Here is a 16,061-nt window from a genome sequence, read left to right on the forward strand (position 1 = left end):
GGAGAGGCCCGTGCGCTGCCGGATTTCCGGCGAACCGGACGTGGCCGCGAACCTCTGGCGCGTGGCAGCCCACCGCCGAATGGCGGTTGCCGCAAATGCAAAACCGCCCGAAGGCCTGAATGTGACCCTCGGTCGAGTGGTGAATTCACCTTCTCAGGTGGTGTTTTCCGCAAAGGGACTGAGGTGGTGAATCTGCATCGCGGAAAACCGCAGGTGGATCAGTTCCAGACGGCGTCCGAGGTGGGGTCGGAATCCGCGGCCGCGGCGCTCCCGCGGTGCGCGCCGCCCCGGTCGACGTCCGCGCTGGTCTCCTGCACCGGGTGCTGCTGCGGCGCGGGCTCCTCGAACGTCCAGGTCGCGTCATCGGTGGCCGCTGCGTTCGGGTCCGGCGCGTAGCCGCCCCGGTCGTCGATCTTGCCCTGCTCGACCACGGTCCACTGCCCCTCGCCGGTGTGGTGCGAGATCGTCACGTCGCCGCTGGTGGAGATCTCCACGACCTGGTCGGCGGATCCGTCGCCGTCCAGGTCGGTGACCATCATGGTCCCGCCGTCGCGGCCCTCGACCACGGCGGTGTCGGCCACGCCGTCGGAGTTGGTGTCCTCGGTGGGCATCCCGACCTTCTTGTCGCCCTCCGGGGTGTCGATGACCATCCGCCGGTCGTGCTGCTCCGCGTGCTCGCGGCCGGGCGCCGGGTTCTGCCCGGGGCGCTCGCCGGTCCACTCCCCGGTGTCCTCGTGGAACCGCGCCTGCCGGGTGACCGCGCCCTCGCCGTTGATCGTCTGCATCACGTCGGCGCGGCCGTCGTGGTCCTCGTCGATGTAGGCGAGGTAGCCGTCGTCGGTCATCACCGCGACGGTGTCGTCCATCCCGTCGCCGTCGAGGTCGAAGTTCGCCTCCGCGGTGTAGTCCTCGCCGCCGACGGTGACCTTGATGTCCCCGTCACCGGTGCCGGTCTCCTCGATGTACACGCCAACCCCTCGGTCCCTGAAGAGCCCGATACCGAGCTCGCCCTGCGCGGCGGTGCGGGTAGCGGAACCTGACCGGCCCCTGGGCCGCGCCGGGAAGCCGATCAGAACCCGCTGCGGTGCGAGCCGCGAGGGCGGCCGGCAGTCGAACGCCTCGCGGCTGCGCCGCTCGCACGCCATCCCCGTGCTAGACGGTTCCGTCCGTCCTGGGACGCAGCCTAGGGCCCGGGGGTTCCACCCCGAAACCATCCCATCAGGGGATCTGCTCGGCGCGCGGCGCGGTGTCGCGCAGGTCGCGGATCGCGGCCAGCAGGTGTTCGGCCCGGTCGCGGCCGGTGGTGGCCTCGGTCAGCCGGTGGTCGACGGCCTGCAGCCGGCGGCTGCGCTCGGCGGCGTCCATCTTGAGCGCCTTGTCCACCTCCCGCAGCTCCTCCTCGATCGCCTCGATCCGCCTGGTCAGCGCGTCGTCGAGGGCCAGCGAGAGCTGCTGCTCGGCCTCGATGAGCTGCTCGGCGACCAGCTGGTCCAGCGCCGAGCGCGCGTCGGCGATCGCGTCGGTGAGCCACTGCTTGAGGTGCTGCTTGTCCGCGGCGTGCTTGCGGGTGCGGGCCATCCACCAGCCCGCCCCGAGGCCCAGCACGATCGTCACCGGCAGCACGATCGGGTTCACCGCCGCGATCCCGGCCCCGGCCAGCGGCATCGCCGCGGCGCGACCGATGCCGAGCCCGCCGGACAGCCCCATGAACATCAGCAGCTTGTCCTCGGCGGTCGGCGGTCGCCGGTCCGGCGGGCGCAGCGCGATCGGGGCCTGGGCGCCGCGGGCGAACTGGGAGCGGATCACGTCCAGCTCCTCGGCGGAGAACAGCTCCTCCAGCGTCTGCTCGGCCACCCCGGCCAGCCGGCTGGACAGCGTGGCGGCGACCCGGGTGGAGGCCATCTGCAGCGCGACGTCGACCTGCCGGGGCAGCTCGCCGAGCCGCGCGCGGTCGGCGGTGTCGATGGCCCGGCGGAACCAGTTCTGCACCTCGCGGACCTGCCGGGAGACCTCGTGCGAGATCTCCACCCTGGTGCGCTGGACCTCCCCGCGCAGCCGCACCTGCCAGCCGCGGGTGGACGACCGGCGCGCGGCGGTGAGCTCGTCCCGGCGGGCGCGCAGCGACTCGGCCTCGTCCTGGCCCGCCGTCAGCGCCCGCTTCTCGGCCTCCAGGTTCGCGGCGAGCTCGGCGAGCGCGGTGGACAGCGCGCGCATCGTGTTGGCCTCGCCGAGCATCGCCGAGCGCCCGGTGATCAGCCGCTCCAGCTCGTCGCGCAGCGCGCCGACGCCGGACTTCTCCCGCATCAGCGCCGCGGCCCGCTCGCCGGAGGCCTGCTCGGCGAGCTGCTCCATGCGCGCCGAGACCGGGTGGATCGGGACCTCGGCGAACCGCGGTGCGTGCTCGGCCAGCAGCTTGCGGTCCTCGTCGAGCACCTGCCGCCAACCGCGGTGCGCATCGGTCTTGGCCAGCGCGAACAGCACGGTCTCCACCCGTTCGCCGACCCGGTGCAGGAAGTCCAGCTCACCGCGGGTGAACGGAGCCGAGGCGTCCACCACGAACAGCAGCGCGGTCCCGGCCCCCGCGGCCTCCATGGCCAGCTCCCCGTGCACCGCGTCCAGCCCGCCGGTGCCCGGGGTGTCCACCACGGTCAGCTCGGACAGCGGCTCCAGGGGTGCCCCGACGCGCACGTAGCGGGGCGGCAGCTGCCCCTCGGGCAGTTCGCCGTTCGCGCTGGACCAGTCGGCCAGCTCGTCGAGGTCGAAGGGCACCGGGTCCTGCACGCCCGGGTAGCAGGCGTGCGCGGTCCACTCCGGGCCGTGCTCGAAGCGGAGGTAGGTCGCGGTGGCGACCTCGGCGTCCACCGGCGAGAGCCCCGGCTGCCCGAGCAGCGCGTTGACCAGGGAAGACTTGCCCCGATTGGTCTCGCCGAGCACGACCACGCTGGGAGTCACCGGTCGGTTGCGGCGCACCTGCTCGGCCCATTCCGCGGCCTCCGGGTCCGCTTCGCGCAGCAGCCCGAGGAGCTTGTCCCTGGTCTGCTTGACCTGCTGCGGCAGCGCAGCGGCCGCGACCCCGGATGCGGACACCGTTGCCTCCCTCCCGTCGTCGGCGGTGATTCTCCCGGCCCCTCAGCGGAGCTGGTAGACCGTGACCACCGGGGCCCGCAGCACCTGCGCGCGGTCGGCGAAGCCGGGCACCTCGGTCTCGGCGATCGTGCCGTCCAGCGACGGATCGTCGGTGGGCAGGGTGCCACCGGCCTCGTGCCGGACGGGGTCGAAGCGCTCGCCGTCCGGACGCAGCGCCGACACGCCGATCTCCCGGAGGCCCTCGACGAGCCGTTGCGCCACGCCCGCGCTGCGCGCGCGGTCGACCGCGTACACGCACAGCTCGATCAGCTTGGCCCGCTCGGTGAGCGCGTGCTCGAGCGCACCGCTCTCGCTGGTCACGGCGATCATGTCTGTCCCCAACTCGGCGTCGGCGTCCGAGGCCACGGTGGTGCCCTCCTCCTGCACGGACGGATCGGAGCTGGATGTGGTTCCGCTATCGGGTGATTTCCCGCCGCGACGCCAACGCACGGTGATCACCCGGACCTGAGCTGCTGCCAGATCAGGAAGTAGGCCCGGTGCACCACGTGGGCCACCCTCCCCTGCGCGGGCGTGGAGCCGAACGAGGAGAACGAGCGCCACCAGTTGGCCCGCTCCAGCGCGTAGTCGGCGAGCTCCTTGCGCTGCCGCCCGGGCAGGCCGAGCTGCTCGTCGAAACCGGTCGAACCGCCCACCCGCAGCACCTCCTCGGCCAGGTCCGGGGGCATCTCCACCGCGCCCGTGGCCACCAGGGTCAGCGCTTCGAGCACCCGCAGCTGGTGCGCCTCCGGCTTGGTCAGCAGGCCCTCGATCGCGTCGTGCACCAGCTCGCGCTCCTCGAGCTCGCCGGAGGCGTGCGCGAGCGCGGTGAGCGAGCCCAGCGCGGCGGCGGCCTTGATCCCGTCGGCCCGCGCGCGGAACGTCGAGCGCAGCCGGCCCAGCACCGCGGCGAGCCCGGACAGGTCCTGCAACCGGCGGCGCAGCGCACCGGCGGTGATCTCCGGCTGCTCGTCGATGATCTCCAGCGCGCTGCGCACCCCGTAGAGGTCGAAGCGCTCCAGCAGGCCGCTGCGGGTGCCCGCGGGGACGTCGCACTCCCAGCTGGTGAACAGGTCGGCGGACAGCAGCAGCGTTTCGCGGGTCTCGGCGTCCAGCGCGGCCAGCGCGCGCAGCGCCTCGGCGTCCTCGGCGGTGAACCCGCCGGACTCGGTGGTCTCGGCGAGCAGCCCGATCACCGGCAGCACGTCGGCGACCTTGGGCCTGAGCAGCTCGGCCTGCTTGGCGGCCAGCAGCTCGGCGGCCCGCCACACCTGCCCGTCCGACCCGGCGACGGTGTCGGCCTCGATCGTGTCGGCCTTGTTGAGCACCGCCAGCGCGTTGATCGGGCCGGCTTCCCGGCTGGCGGTGGCCGCGGTGAACGAGGCCAGCGCCTGCTCGTCGTCGGCCCGCACGCCCTGGGTGACCACGTAGAGCACGGCCTCGGCCCCGGCCACCGCGTTGCGCGAGACCGGGTCGAGCTCCTCGGAGGTGCCCAGCAGCTCCTCGGTGCGCGCCACCGAGGCGGCGTCCAGCGAACCGAGCCCGGGGGTGTCGATGACCGTCAGATCGCGCAGCACCGCGTTGGTCAGGTAGGCCTCCAGGTGGCTGACCTCGGCGAGGTCCACTCCGAGATCGGCGGGGATGCCGCCGTCGGCGTCGAAGGGCACCGCCTGCCGCTCGCCGCCGTGGAACACCACCTCCACGCGGTCCACCGTGCCGTACTGGAAGCGGGTGACCAGCCGGGTGCACTCGCCCACGTCGGTCGGCGCCACCCGGCGTCCGATCAGCGCGTTGACCAGCGTGGACTTGCCGGACTTGATCCGCCCGGCCACCGCGACCTGCAGCGGCGCGCGCAGCCGGTCCAGCACCTCGGCGAAGCCCTCGGCGGTGCGCTCGGAGACCTTCGGGCGCAGCCCCGCGCACAGCCTGGCCACCTCGGCCGACAGCGGGCCGGGCCAGTGCTGGTCGGGTGCCGTGCTCAAGCGGTCGAGGTCCTCCGGGCGCGGGTTCGGGGTGGGCCCATCCTGCCACGACCGCCGGTGCGTGAAGTTCGCCTCGCGCGAGCGCGCGCTGCTCGCCCGCGTCGATAGCCTGCGCGGGTGAGTACCCCCGAGCTCGTCGCCCTCGACATCGACGGCACCCTGCTGGACCCGGAGACCCAGACCATCTCCCCGGTGGTCAAGAACGCCCTGCGACGCGTGCTGGCCTCCGGCGCGGAGGTGGTGATCTCCACCGGGCGCACCTTCCTCGGCACCCGGCCGGTGCTCGACGAGCTGGAGCTCACCGGCGGGTACGCGCTGTGCTCCAACGGCGCGGTGCTGGTCGACGTGGCCGCCCGCGAGCCGCTGTCGGTGACGACCTTCGACGCCGCGCCGGTGCTCGCCGAGCTCGCCGAACGGCTGCCGGGCTGCATCTTCGCGACCGAGCGGGTGGGCATCGGGAGCCTGGTCACCGCCGAGTTCGACCCGGCGAACCTGCACGGCCCGCAGCAGCCGGCCGCTCCGCAGGAGCTGGTGGCCACGCCCGTCCCCCGGCTGATCGCCGAGTGGTCCGGGCACGAGCCGGACGAGCTGCTCGCCGCGCTGGACGGCGTCGAGCTCCCGGACTGCACCCACACGCTCGACCAGTACGAGCCGTGGGTGACCGTGGTGCCCGCCGGGGTGTCCAAGGGCGCGGCGCTGGAGAAGCTGCGGGTGGAGCTCGGCGTGCGCGGCGAGCTGACCTTCGCCGCCGGGGACGGGGACAACGACATCGAGATGCTGCGCTGGGCCGCGCACGGGGTCGCGATGGGGCAGGCCAGGCCCGAGGTGCGCGCGGCCGCCGACGAGGTGGCCGGACCCGTCGCCGAGGACGGCGTCGCGGCGGTGCTGCACCGGCTGTTCGGCTGACGGCTCCGCGAGCGGGCCCTCCTCCGGCAGGGGTGGGACACCGGGGATCGATCCGGGACAACCCTGAGGTCCGGCAGCACCCGTTTCCCGTTGACTGTCGGCGAAGCCAGGAGCGGATCGGGCAGGCTGGTCGCGGAACCGATCCAACACGGCGTCCGCAACAGGAGTGAACATGATCGAGGCGATAGGCCTCACCAAGCGCTACGGCTCGAAAGTGGCCGTGCAGGACCTGTCCTTCAAGGTCGAACCGGGCCACGTGACGGGATTCCTCGGACCCAACGGCGCGGGCAAGTCCACCACCATGCGCATGATGCTCGGGCTCGACGCGCCGACCTCGGGCGACGTGCGCATCGACGGGAAGCGGTACGCCGAGCTCAAGCACCCGCTGCACACCGTGGGCGCGCTGCTGGAAGCGAAGTGGGTGCACCCGAACCGCTCCGCGCGCAACCACCTCCGCTGGATGGCTCGCGCCAACGGGATCTCGATCAAGCGGGTCGACGAGGTGCTGGAGCAGGTCGGGCTGACCGAGGTCGCCGGCAAGAAGGCCGGCGGGTTCTCGCTGGGCATGTCGCAACGGCTGGGCATCGCCACCGCGCTGCTCGGCGACCCGCAGGTGCTGCTGTTCGACGAGCCGGTCAACGGGCTCGACCCGGAGGGCATCCACTGGATCCGGCGGTTCATGCAGGGGCTCGCCGCCGAGGGCCGCACCGTCTTCGTCTCCAGCCACCTGCTCTCCGAGATGGCCCAGACCGCGGAGGAGCTGGTGGTGATCGGCCGCGGGAAGCTGCTGGCCCAGTGCGGCACCCGCGAGCTCGTCGACGGCGCGGGCCGCGGGGAGGTGCTGGTGCGCACGCCGGACGCGGGCGCGCTGGCCGAGCACGTGCGCGCGCAGGGCTTCGGCGTTCGGTCCGATTCGGACGGAGGCATGGTGGTCGAGGGCGCGGAAACCGCTCGAATCGGTGAAATCGCCGCGGCGAACGGGATCGTGCTGCACGAGCTCACCCAGCAGCGGGGCTCGCTGGAGGACGCGTTCATGCAGATGACCGGCGAAGCCGTGGAGTACCAGACCTCGCTCGGCGCGGCGCCCGAGCTGACCGGCCAGGGGGTGGCCCGATGAGCCTGCTCGCCGTTGAGCGGATCAAGCTGTTCTCCGTGCGCTCCACCTGGTGGTGCATGCTGCTGGCGATCGCGCTGCCGGTGGGGCTCTCGGCCCTGGTGGCCACCAACGCCGACCGGGTCGACGTGTCGAGCACCCAGGCGGGCTACCAGTTCGGGCTGATGGTGATGCTGGTGCTGGCGGCGCTGTCGATCACCACCGAGTACCGCTTCAGCACGATCCGCGCGACCTTCCTCGCGGTGCCCAACCGGGTCGTCGCGCTGGCGGCCAAGACCGCTCTGGTCGCGGGGCTCGGCTTCCTGCTCGGCGAGGTCGTGGCCTTCGGCTCCTGGGCGGTGGCCAAGGTGCTGCGACCCGAAGTCGCGCTGGCCCTGGACGATTCGGAATCCGTGCGGCTGGTCGCGGGTGTCGGCGCGGTCTTCGCGATCAGCGCGGTGCTGGCGGTGGCGGTCGGCGCGCTGGTGCGGCAGACCGCCGGCGCGGTGGCCCTGCTGCTGGTGTGGTCGCTGCTGGTGGAGCAGCTGGTGCTGCTGATCCCGAACATCGGCACCGACATCAACAACTGGATGCCGTTCGTGGCCGCCGACCAGTTCCTGCGGGGCGGTGGGCCGATGCCCACCGACCTGCCCTACGGCCCGTGGGGAGGCCTCGCGTACTTCGCGGCGATCACCCTCGGTGTTTGGCTGGTGGCGGCGCTCGTGGTGCGCAACCGGGACGCCTGACCAGCTTTTTCGATCTTGAGGTGAGCGGCGCGTGATCAACTTCCGAAATTCCCAGCTGGGCGGGGGAACGCGAAACGTTACCGAGCCCGGCCGAGAGCCTGGTCACGCCGACCGATAGGATCGAAGTCAAGATCGGGCCGATTCCCGCACGTGGGCGGCCCGGCGAGCACAACCGCAGACGACCGACTGCAAGTAGCGCTCGGGGGCGCCGGCGGTCGGGACGGGGGAGGGCCCGGGCTGTCATTCGGGGGATGGTCCGGGCCCTGTGCTTTTCCTTTCTCCTCGCGTGGTCCTTTTGCGCGCCGGTGCGGGTGGCGGAACCTGAGGCGCCGCGTGGCTGCGGGATCCGCTCCTTGAGTAGCTCACCTACGCGGCGTCGCGGCTGTCCTCGCCACGCGGCGCCTCAGAACCCGCGGCGGTGCCGGTTGCCCGGGTGGGTCTTCGGCTCGCGGCTTCGCCGCTTGCGCCTTCTCGTCAGACCGCGGGGCGGACCACCAGGACTGGGCAGGCGGCGTGGCGGACGCACTGCTCGGCCACCGAGCCGAGCATGAGCCCGGAGAAGCCGCCTCGTCCGCGGTGGCCCACGACCAGGAGGTCCGCGCCGCGCGAGGCCGACAGCAGGGCCTGCGGCGAGGGCGAGTGCACCGCGTGCACCTTGATGTCGATGCCCGGGTCCGGGCCGAGCCGCCGGGCGATCAGCCGCTCGGCGCCCTTCTCCACCTCGTGCTGGAAGGCCTCCATGCTCGGCACCGCGTTCGGCGGGCAGTCCGGTGGGCGCGGCGCGGTGCGGATGCTCCACGCGCACACCACGTGCAGGGCCGTGCCGCGGCGCTTGGCCTCCTCGGCGGCGCTCTCCAACGCGTGCAGCGACGAGGACGAGGCGTCCACGCCGACGACGACGCCGCCGTCGACCTCGACGCGCTGGTACATCTGGTCAGGCACTCTTCCACTCCAACCCCGCGTGGGCCGCGCTGTCGACTCGTGCCGCTACCGACCATCCGAACGAGTTTTTCTGTGATGTCCGGCACATTTTACACGGACGTCTCATTCCTCCGCTGTTCTGGTGGTAGAGCAGTAGTCAGAGGGTTGTCCCGAACCAGCGTTGCTTGGGGGCAGGCGCGGTCGTGGACGAGACCCCGCCTCGCGCCCTTCTCGGCAAAGAGGAGTGAGCCGCATGCTGCACTCGCAAGAACGCTCGTCGATCGACTCGCTGATCGAACCGCGCAGCCGCGCCCGGCAGGACGCGCCGCACGATCGAGGATCCGACGTGGCCCTGGAGCCCGTTCCGCGACTGGAGTGGTCGCTGGCCACCGAATCGCACCCGGTCGAGTGCGACGGCGCCACCCCGGCCTCGCTGCGGCGCAGCTGGATCCACACCGCGCCGGAGCAGCAGGTGCTGGGGCTGTACCGCAAGCTGCACGGCGCCCGGAGGCGACTGCCCGCGCCGTGGTGGCTGCGGGCCCTGGACCGCGGCGACATCGCGTCGCGCGAAGCGGCCTTCGAGTTCGAGGACGCGGTGCACTCGGTGCTGGCCGGCCGGCCCGGCTGGGTGTTCGTCCCCTGGAGCGGGGCGGGCGAGTCCGGGTACTGGGAGTACGCCCCCTCGGACCGCGGCCCGGTGCACGAGCCCACCGCGGTCGTGCCCACCGACGAGCACCAGGGCCGGCTCGACGCGGTGCCCGCGCACGGCGAGGAGGAACCGCTGCCGGTGCCGGTGAACGGCCTGGACGGGCTGATCTCGATCCTGGAGAAGGTCGAGTCCTGGTGACCGCCGCGGAGGCCGGACCCGGCCGGGCCTGAGAATTCCGTCACCCCGGTCGGCCCGCAGGTGGGGTTCGGTGCTCGGAGCCGCTGCCGCGTTTGCGATACTGGGTTCCCGTGAATGCCTCTGACCAGCAGGTTCCGTTCCGCCGCACCGTCGTCAGCTACGTCCAGCGCGGCGAGCGGATGACCGTCGGCCAGCAGCGGGCCTGGGATCGCCACTGGCCCGAGCTGGGCTCCGACGTCGCCGAGCTGCCCGAAGGTCCGCTGGACGTCGAGTCCTGGTTCGGCCGCTCCGCCCCCGTCGTGCTCGAGATCGGCTCCGGGATGGGCGAGACGACCGCGCAGCTGGTGGCCGCGCAGCCGGACGTGAACTACCTGGCCGTCGAGGTGTACAAGCCCGGCCTCGCTCAGCTGCTGCTGCGCGCCGAGAAGCTGGAGGTGGGCAACCTCCGGCTGCTGCGCGGCGACGCGATGGTCCTGCTGCGCGAGCACCTGGTCCCGGAGTCGCTGGACGAGGTGCGCATCTACTTCCCGGACCCGTGGCCGAAGAAGCGGCACCACAAGCGCAGGCTGGTCCAGCCCGAGACGGTCGAGCTGATCGCCTCGCGGTTGCGCGCCGGCGGGGTGCTGCACCTGGCCACCGACTGGGAGAACTACGCCGAGCAGATGCTGGAGGTCTGCGAGGCGGAGCCGCAGCTGCGCAACCGCCACGCCGACCAGCCCGGCGGCTGGGCCCCGCGGCCCGAGTGGCGCCCGGTGACGAAGTTCGAGAACCGGGCGCACGAGGAGGGCCGCGAGATCCGCGACCTCATCTACGAGCGCGTGTAGCAGTTCCCGGCCAAACTGCCATTTCACCCACCACGTTCACCCGGTCAGCCGATCAAGGTGCCGCTGCCGGGCGTCGAAGGTTGTTACGTCACGTCAGCGACAACCCGTCCGTGGTAGCTCGAAACCACCCCAAAGAGCTGCCGCGCAGGAGTGACGAGTGATCGGCTCGGGCTACTACGTTCCGCGGCGTGACGGCTACCAGAGACGAAGTCATCCCGAGTCAGACGAGCCCGTCCGACGCGAGCCGACGGGTCCTCGACACCGCGGGAGCGTCGACCTCGCCCGGCTGCGCGGATCTCGCGGCGGCCGAGGAGTTCCTGCTCGCCTTCCACGACGCCCACCCCGAAGCCGGATCGCTGACCAAGCGCCTGGCCGAGGTCCGGCGCAGCATCGCCGAGACCGGCACCTACCGGCACACCGGCGAGGAGCTCGCCTTCGGCGCCCGGCTGGCGCTCCGCGACAGCGGCTGGTGCACCAGCGGCGTGCCGTGGCAGCGGGTGCGCGTCCGCGACCTGCGCGGCCTGCGCAACGCCTCGGCCATCGCCAGCGAGTGCTTCGAGCACCTGCGGCTGGCCACCAACGCGGGCCGGATCCAACCGATGGTCACCGTCTTCGCGCCGGACACCCCGGATCGCGCGGGCCCGCGGCTGTGGAACGAGCAGGTCGTGCGCTACGCCGGCTACTCGCTGGCCAACGGCGGGGTGCTCGGCGACGCGCGCAACCGCGACTTCACCTCCGAGGTCGTGCGGCTCGGCTGGAAGCCGCCGGCCCACCGCGGGCGCTTCGACCACCTGCCGCTGGTGGTGGAGACCCACCACGAGGGCGCCAAGCTCGTCCCGGTGCCGCGCGACGTGGTGCAGGAGGTGCCGCTGGAGCACCCCGAGTACCGCTGGTTCGGCGAGCTCGGGCTGCGCTGGCACACCGTTCCGCTGGTCAGCAACATGCAGCTGCGCATCGGCGGCCTGCAGTACCCCGCGGCGCCGTTCAACACCTGGTTCGTGGGCACCGAGATCGGCACCCGGGCGCTGGCCGACGAGAACGCCTACGGCATCGCGCGACAGGTCGCCGACCAGCTGGGCATGGACACGTCGAGCGAGCGCTCGCTGTGGCGGGACCGGGCGATCGTGGAGATCAACCGGGCCGTGCTGCACTCGTTCGACGCCGCCCGGGTGGTGATCACCGATCACCACAGCGAGGCGCTGCACCGGCTGGCCCGGTTGCGCTCCGGCCCGCGCAGCGGCGGGAGCAAGCCGCGCTTCACGCTGAACCGGGATGCGGCGAGTCCCGGGTTAACCGGGAACGAGGCTCCAGCAGGGCCAGCTCGGCCCCGCTACGACGTGCTCGCTCGGATGAGCCGCCGCTGTCTGGGCACCGATCTCGCCGATCAGTGACGCCCGTGCCGCCCGAACCGCCCTCGCGGTTCGCGCACCCGTCCAGCAGGTCCGGCAGCACCGAGCTCAGCGCCATCAGCACCAGCGCGCCCACGGCGACGGCCACGGCGATCGCCGCGACGGTCGTTTCCAGCATGGTGAACCTCCCCGACTCGATTCCCGACCCCACAGCGTGACCGCTCCGGGACCCCTCGCGGATCGGCCACCCGGGCAACATTGGTCCTTCTCCCGGGGTCGATCGCGGTCGGGAACAGCTTCGCGGCGTTCGGCGGCCCGCGGATCCGGTGCCGAACCGGAGGCCGACCCCGAGATCGGCGGTCGGGCTCCTAGGGGTTCACCCGCGCCGGTGTCGCGCCGGTGAGTTGGTGGGGGTTCGCGCCGCCTCCCGGCGCATCGTGGTGATCCCACGAGCACGGGAGGAACCGATGAACCTGACCGAGCGCGAGCTCGACGTGGTGCGCGCCGCGGCGCGCGGCCTCACCAACTCCGAGATCGCCGCCAAGCTGTCCATGTCGCCGTCGACGGCCAAGGCGCACCTGGCCGCCGTCCAGCGCAAGATCGGCGTGCGCAACCGGGTCGAAACCACCGCCTGGGCATGGAAGAACGGTCTGATGCGCGGAGGTTGAGCTCCGCACCGAGGTCATCGGCCGGCACGGGGAGATCCGGGCGTGCGGCACAATGCCAGGCATGCCGACCGCACTTCGCCTGCACGCCCCGATGGTTCTGCCCTGCGATCCGGCTTGTTCGGTGATCCGGGACGCGGTGGTCGACGTCGACGAGACCGGCCGCATCTCCTACTGCGGGCCGCGGCAGAACGCGCCGGAGCGCACCAACGACGCCCAGGTGCGCGAGTGCGGCGGGATCCTGCTTCCCGGCCTGATCAACGCGCACGCGCACAGCCCGATGACGTTGCTGCGCGGCATGGGCGCCGATCTGCCGCTGCTGCGCTGGCTCACCGAGGTCATCTGGCCCGCCGAGGCGCGGCTGCGGCCGTCGGACGTCAAGGCGGGCATGGAGCTGGGGTGCGTGGAGATGCTGCGCGCCGGGGTCACCACGAGCTCGGAGATGTACTTCATCGGCGAGTCCGTGGTCGACGCGGTGCTGGCCACCGGGTCCCGGGTGGTGCTGGGCTCGGCGGTGATCGACACCCCCGCGCTGGAGGCGCTCGGCGGCTGGTCCGGCATGGTCTCGCGGATCGACCGCTGGATCGACAGCGACGGCCTGCGCTTCGGCCCCGGCGATCGGATCGAGCTGGCCTACGGCCCGCACTCGGCCTACACGCTGCCGACCGAGGCGCTGCAGGCCATCGGCGAGTCCGCGCAGCAGCGCGGCGCGCTGGTGCACACCCACGTGGCCGAGACCCTGGCCGAGGACGTCGAGCAGCGCGAGCAGCACGGTTCGGTGCCCGCGCTGCTGGAGAAGCTCGGCGTGCTCGACGGCCGGGTGCTGGCCGCGCACGGGGTGCACCTCTCCGACGAGGACCTGGCGCTGTTCGCCCGGCGCGGCGTCGGGGTGGCGCACTGCCCCGGCTCCAACGCCAAGCTCGCCTCCGGCACCGCGCGACTGGTCGACCTGCTCGCGGCGGGCGTGCCGGTCGGGCTCGGCACCGACGGGCCCTCCAGCAACGACGACCTGGATCTCTGGGAAGAGGTGCAGCTCGCGGGGATGTTCGCCCGCGCGGTCACCGGCGACGCCACCGCGCTGCCCGCCCGTTCGGCGCTGCTGGCGGCGACCCGCGGCGGGGCCGACGCGCTGCACCGGCCGGACATCGGGGCGCTCGAACCGGGGCGCTGGGCCGACATCGTGCACCTCGACGTGGACAACCCGGCCTTCGCCACCGGTCTGGACGCCCCGGACGAGCAGGTGCTGTCCAACGTCGTGTGGGCGGCGGGTTCGCGCTGCGTGCGCGACGTCTGGGTCGCCGGTGAGCAGGTCCTCGCCGAGCGGGAGACCACCCGCGTCGACCGCCGCACCGTCCAGGCGGCGGCCCGCACCGCTGCCCAGCACATCCGGGGCTGAGCGGCGTCGGGAGCGCGAGAAGCCCCCGCGAGCCGGTCTCGGGGGGACTCCCGGGGAAGGGGCGAGCGCTCAGCTCGGCCGGACGATGATCTCGGTCAGGTGCGCGTCCGGGGTTGCCTGGATGGCCGAGGCGACCGGGCGGGCGACCGATTCTGGCCGCAGGTACTGGTCCGGCTCGTAGGCGCCGCCCTCCTGCGCGCGGAGCTCGCGCTGCATGTCGGTGGCGGTGCGGCCGGGGAACACCGAGGTCACGCGCAGGCCGCTGGCGGACTCCTCGGCGCGCAGCACGTCGGCGAAGGCGCGCAGCGCGAACTTGCTGGCGGCGTAGGCGCCCCAGTTCGGCTTCGCGGACAGGCCGGCGCCGGAGTTGACCAGCACCACGTGGCCCCGCGTCTCGCGCAGGGCGGGCAGCGCGTGCCGGGTCAGCTCGGTGACCGCGAACAGGTTCAGCTCGAAGGTGCGGCGCCAGGAGTCGCCGGTCATCTCGGCGACCGAGCCGAGCTCGACCAGGCCGGCGCTGTGCACGAGCGCGTCCAGCCGGTCGAGGCCCGCCACCTTCTCGGCGACGGCGGAGTGGTCGGTGAGCTCGACGGCCCACGGCTCGGCGTGGCCGGGGAGCTCGTCGGCGAGGGACTGCAGAGCGTCGGTGTCGCGGCCGCCCAGCAACAGGTCGTGTGTGCTGGAGAGCTCGCGCGCGACCGCGGCCCCGATGCCTCGTGAGGCGCCGGTGACCAGGGCAATCGGGCGTTCGGGCATGTCCTTCACGGTACCGTTCCAGAGATCCGTCTCACCCACCGGGCTTCGCCGAACACCGGGCGGATCTTGACCTCTCGCGGCACGGGCGCGTATGCCACTGGGGTGAGCAGTGTCGATGTCGCCCCCGCCGAGGGAAACCGGGTCCTGCGCAAGGTCGCGATCCGGCTGATGCCCTTCCTGTGCTTGCTCTACTTCGTCAACTACCTGGACCGGGTCAACATCGGTTTCGCCGGCCCGAACGGGATGAACGAGGAACTGGGCCTGACCGCGACCGCGTTCGGCTTCGCCTCCGGCGTGTTCTTCCTCGGCTACCTGGTGCTCGAAGTGCCCAGCAACCTCGCGCTGCACCGCTTCGGCGCGCGCAAGTGGCTGGCTCGGATCATGATCACCTGGGGCGCGGTGGCCACCGCGATGGCCTTCGTGCCCAACCCGGCGACCCTGGTCGTGCTGCGCTTCCTGCTGGGCGTGGCCGAGGCGGGCTTCTTCCCGGGCATCATCCTCTACCTGACGTACTGGTTCCCGGCCGCGCAGCGGGCCAAGGCGGTGGCGATGTTCATGGCCGCCGTGCCGATCTCCAGCGCGATCGGCTCCATGGTCTCCAGCGCGCTGATCACCGCCGGGCACGGCGTCTTCGGGCTCTCCGGCTGGCGGTTCATGTTCCTCGTGGAGGGCGTGCCCGCGATCCTGCTGGCCGCGGCGACCTGGTTCTACCTGACCGACCGGCCCGAGCACGCGAAGTGGCTCAGCTCCGCCGAGCGCGAGTGGCTGGCCGCCGAGCTGGCCGCCGAGCGCGCCGGCACCGAGGCCAAGCACAGCTGGTCGTTGCGAAAGGCGTTGACCCACCCGCGCATCCTGGCCCTGGCGTTCGTCTACTTCGGAATCGCCTACGGCCTCTACGCGCTGGGCTTCTTCCTGCCCACCATCATCACCGGCTTCGAGCAGACCTACGGCACCGAGCTGTCCACGATGGAAACCGGCCTGATCACGGCGATTCCGTACGTGATCGGCGCGGTGGTGATGGTCTTCTGGGCCGCGCACGGCGATCGGACCGGCGAGCGCACCTGGCACGTGGCGCTGCCGATGCTCCTCGGCGGTGTCGCCATCCCGATCGCGCTCTACCTGGGCGACCCCTACTTGGCGATGACCGCGATGACGGTGTGCGCGGTGGGCGTGTGCGCCGCGCTGCCCACGTTCTGGGCGCTGCCGAGCAACTTCCTGGTGGGGGCGGCCGCGGCGGGCGGCATCGCGATGATCAACACGCTGGGCAACGTCAGCGGCTTCGCGGCTCCCTACATCACCGGCGCGTTGGCCGACGTGACCGGATCCCAGCGCACCGGCCTGTGGGTGGTGGGCATCGTGATGATCGCCGCCGCCCTCACCGTCCTCGCCCTCCGCGCGAGCCCGAAACCGGAGAACGACCGCTGACGCAGTTCGGGCTGGAACCGCACTTCTC

General features: G+C 72.4%; 14 protein-coding genes and 1 pseudogene. 9 read left to right on the top strand and 6 right to left on the bottom strand.

Annotated features, from left to right (window positions below; translation table 11 throughout):
- Positions 1-218: 218 nt before the first annotated feature.
- The 4 genes from ACFQRI_RS14495 to ACFQRI_RS14510 all read right to left on the bottom strand — a co-directional run bounded on the left by ACFQRI_RS14495 (position 219) and on the right by ACFQRI_RS14510 (position 5,105).
- Entirely contained in the window at positions 219-968 is a 750-nt protein-coding gene (locus ACFQRI_RS14495; protein ID WP_380668649.1) for a DUF6802 family protein, read from the bottom strand.
- 250 nt (positions 969-1,218) lie between these two features.
- Entirely contained in the window at positions 1,219-3,087 is a 1,869-nt protein-coding gene (locus tag ACFQRI_RS14500) for a dynamin family protein (protein ID WP_380668651.1), read from the bottom strand.
- Positions 3,088-3,129: 42 nt separating this feature from the next.
- Entirely contained in the window at positions 3,130-3,456 is a 327-nt protein-coding gene (gene grpE, locus ACFQRI_RS14505; protein ID WP_465269724.1) for a nucleotide exchange factor GrpE, read from the bottom strand.
- A gap of 125 nt (positions 3,457-3,581) precedes the next feature.
- A complete protein-coding gene (locus ACFQRI_RS14510; RefSeq protein WP_380668655.1) occupies positions 3,582-5,105 on the bottom strand; it encodes a dynamin family protein in 1,524 nt (507 codons plus the stop codon).
- Positions 5,106-5,222: 117 nt separating this feature from the next.
- Here ACFQRI_RS14510 and ACFQRI_RS14515 point away from each other — a divergent pair, with 117 nt between their 5' ends.
- From ACFQRI_RS14515 to ACFQRI_RS14525, 3 genes are all read left to right on the top strand, one after another.
- Positions 5,223-6,011 (top strand): HAD family hydrolase, encoded by a 789-nt coding sequence (locus ACFQRI_RS14515; protein WP_380668657.1) that lies wholly within the window; start codon positions 5,223-5,225, stop codon positions 6,009-6,011.
- A gap of 172 nt (positions 6,012-6,183) precedes the next feature.
- On the top strand, positions 6,184-7,128 hold the full coding sequence (locus tag ACFQRI_RS14520) for an ABC transporter ATP-binding protein (protein WP_380668659.1): 945 nt from the start codon (positions 6,184-6,186) through the stop codon (positions 7,126-7,128).
- Entirely contained in the window at positions 7,125-7,850 is a 726-nt protein-coding gene (locus ACFQRI_RS14525; protein ID WP_380668661.1) for a hypothetical protein, read from the top strand. The genes ACFQRI_RS14520 and ACFQRI_RS14525 overlap by 4 nt, the downstream gene beginning before the upstream one ends.
- A gap of 474 nt (positions 7,851-8,324) precedes the next feature.
- On the opposite strand, the gene ACFQRI_RS14530 is transcribed toward ACFQRI_RS14525, so the two are convergent.
- A complete protein-coding gene (locus ACFQRI_RS14530) occupies positions 8,325-8,792 on the bottom strand; it encodes a universal stress protein (RefSeq protein WP_380668663.1) in 468 nt (155 codons plus the stop codon).
- Between the two features lie 232 nt (positions 8,793-9,024).
- Between ACFQRI_RS14530 and ACFQRI_RS14535 the strand changes: the two genes are divergently transcribed.
- The 5 genes and pseudogenes from ACFQRI_RS14535 to ACFQRI_RS14555 all read left to right on the top strand — a co-directional run bounded on the left by ACFQRI_RS14535 (position 9,025) and on the right by ACFQRI_RS14555 (position 13,852).
- Complete coding sequence (locus tag ACFQRI_RS14535) at positions 9,025-9,618, top strand: hypothetical protein (protein ID WP_380668665.1); 594 nt, start codon at positions 9,025-9,027, stop codon at positions 9,616-9,618.
- A 179-nt stretch (positions 9,619-9,797) separates the two neighbouring features.
- Positions 9,798-10,442: a tRNA (guanosine(46)-N7)-methyltransferase TrmB gene (trmB, locus tag ACFQRI_RS14540; protein ID WP_380668764.1), complete on the top strand. Its 645-nt coding sequence runs from the start codon at positions 9,798-9,800 to the stop codon at positions 10,440-10,442.
- Positions 10,443-10,630: 188 nt separating this feature from the next.
- Positions 10,631-11,833: a nitric oxide synthase oxygenase gene (locus ACFQRI_RS14545; protein ID WP_380668667.1), complete on the top strand. Its 1,203-nt coding sequence runs from the start codon at positions 10,631-10,633 to the stop codon at positions 11,831-11,833.
- Between the two features lie 425 nt (positions 11,834-12,258).
- Positions 12,259-12,459, top strand: a pseudogene (locus ACFQRI_RS14550) (response regulator transcription factor); the annotation flags it as partial.
- A gap of 52 nt (positions 12,460-12,511) precedes the next feature.
- Positions 12,512-13,852 carry an amidohydrolase family protein gene (locus tag ACFQRI_RS14555; protein WP_380668669.1) on the top strand — a complete coding sequence of 447 codons (1,341 nt, stop codon included), beginning with the start codon at positions 12,512-12,514 and terminating at the stop codon, positions 13,850-13,852.
- 69 nt (positions 13,853-13,921) lie between these two features.
- Here the strand turns inward: ACFQRI_RS14555 and ACFQRI_RS14560 are convergent, their stop codons facing one another.
- Entirely contained in the window at positions 13,922-14,608 is a 687-nt protein-coding gene (locus tag ACFQRI_RS14560; protein ID WP_380668671.1) for an SDR family oxidoreductase, read from the bottom strand.
- Positions 14,609-14,776: 168 nt separating this feature from the next.
- Between ACFQRI_RS14560 and ACFQRI_RS14565 the strand changes: the two genes are divergently transcribed.
- A complete protein-coding gene (locus ACFQRI_RS14565) occupies positions 14,777-16,033 on the top strand; it encodes an MFS transporter (RefSeq protein ID WP_380668766.1) in 1,257 nt (418 codons plus the stop codon).
- Positions 16,034-16,061: the final 28 nt, after the last annotated feature.

The sequence above is a fragment of the Saccharopolyspora griseoalba genome (genome assembly GCF_042665275.1).
Classification (GTDB): Bacteria; Actinomycetota; Actinomycetes; order Mycobacteriales; family Pseudonocardiaceae; genus Saccharopolyspora; species Saccharopolyspora griseoalba.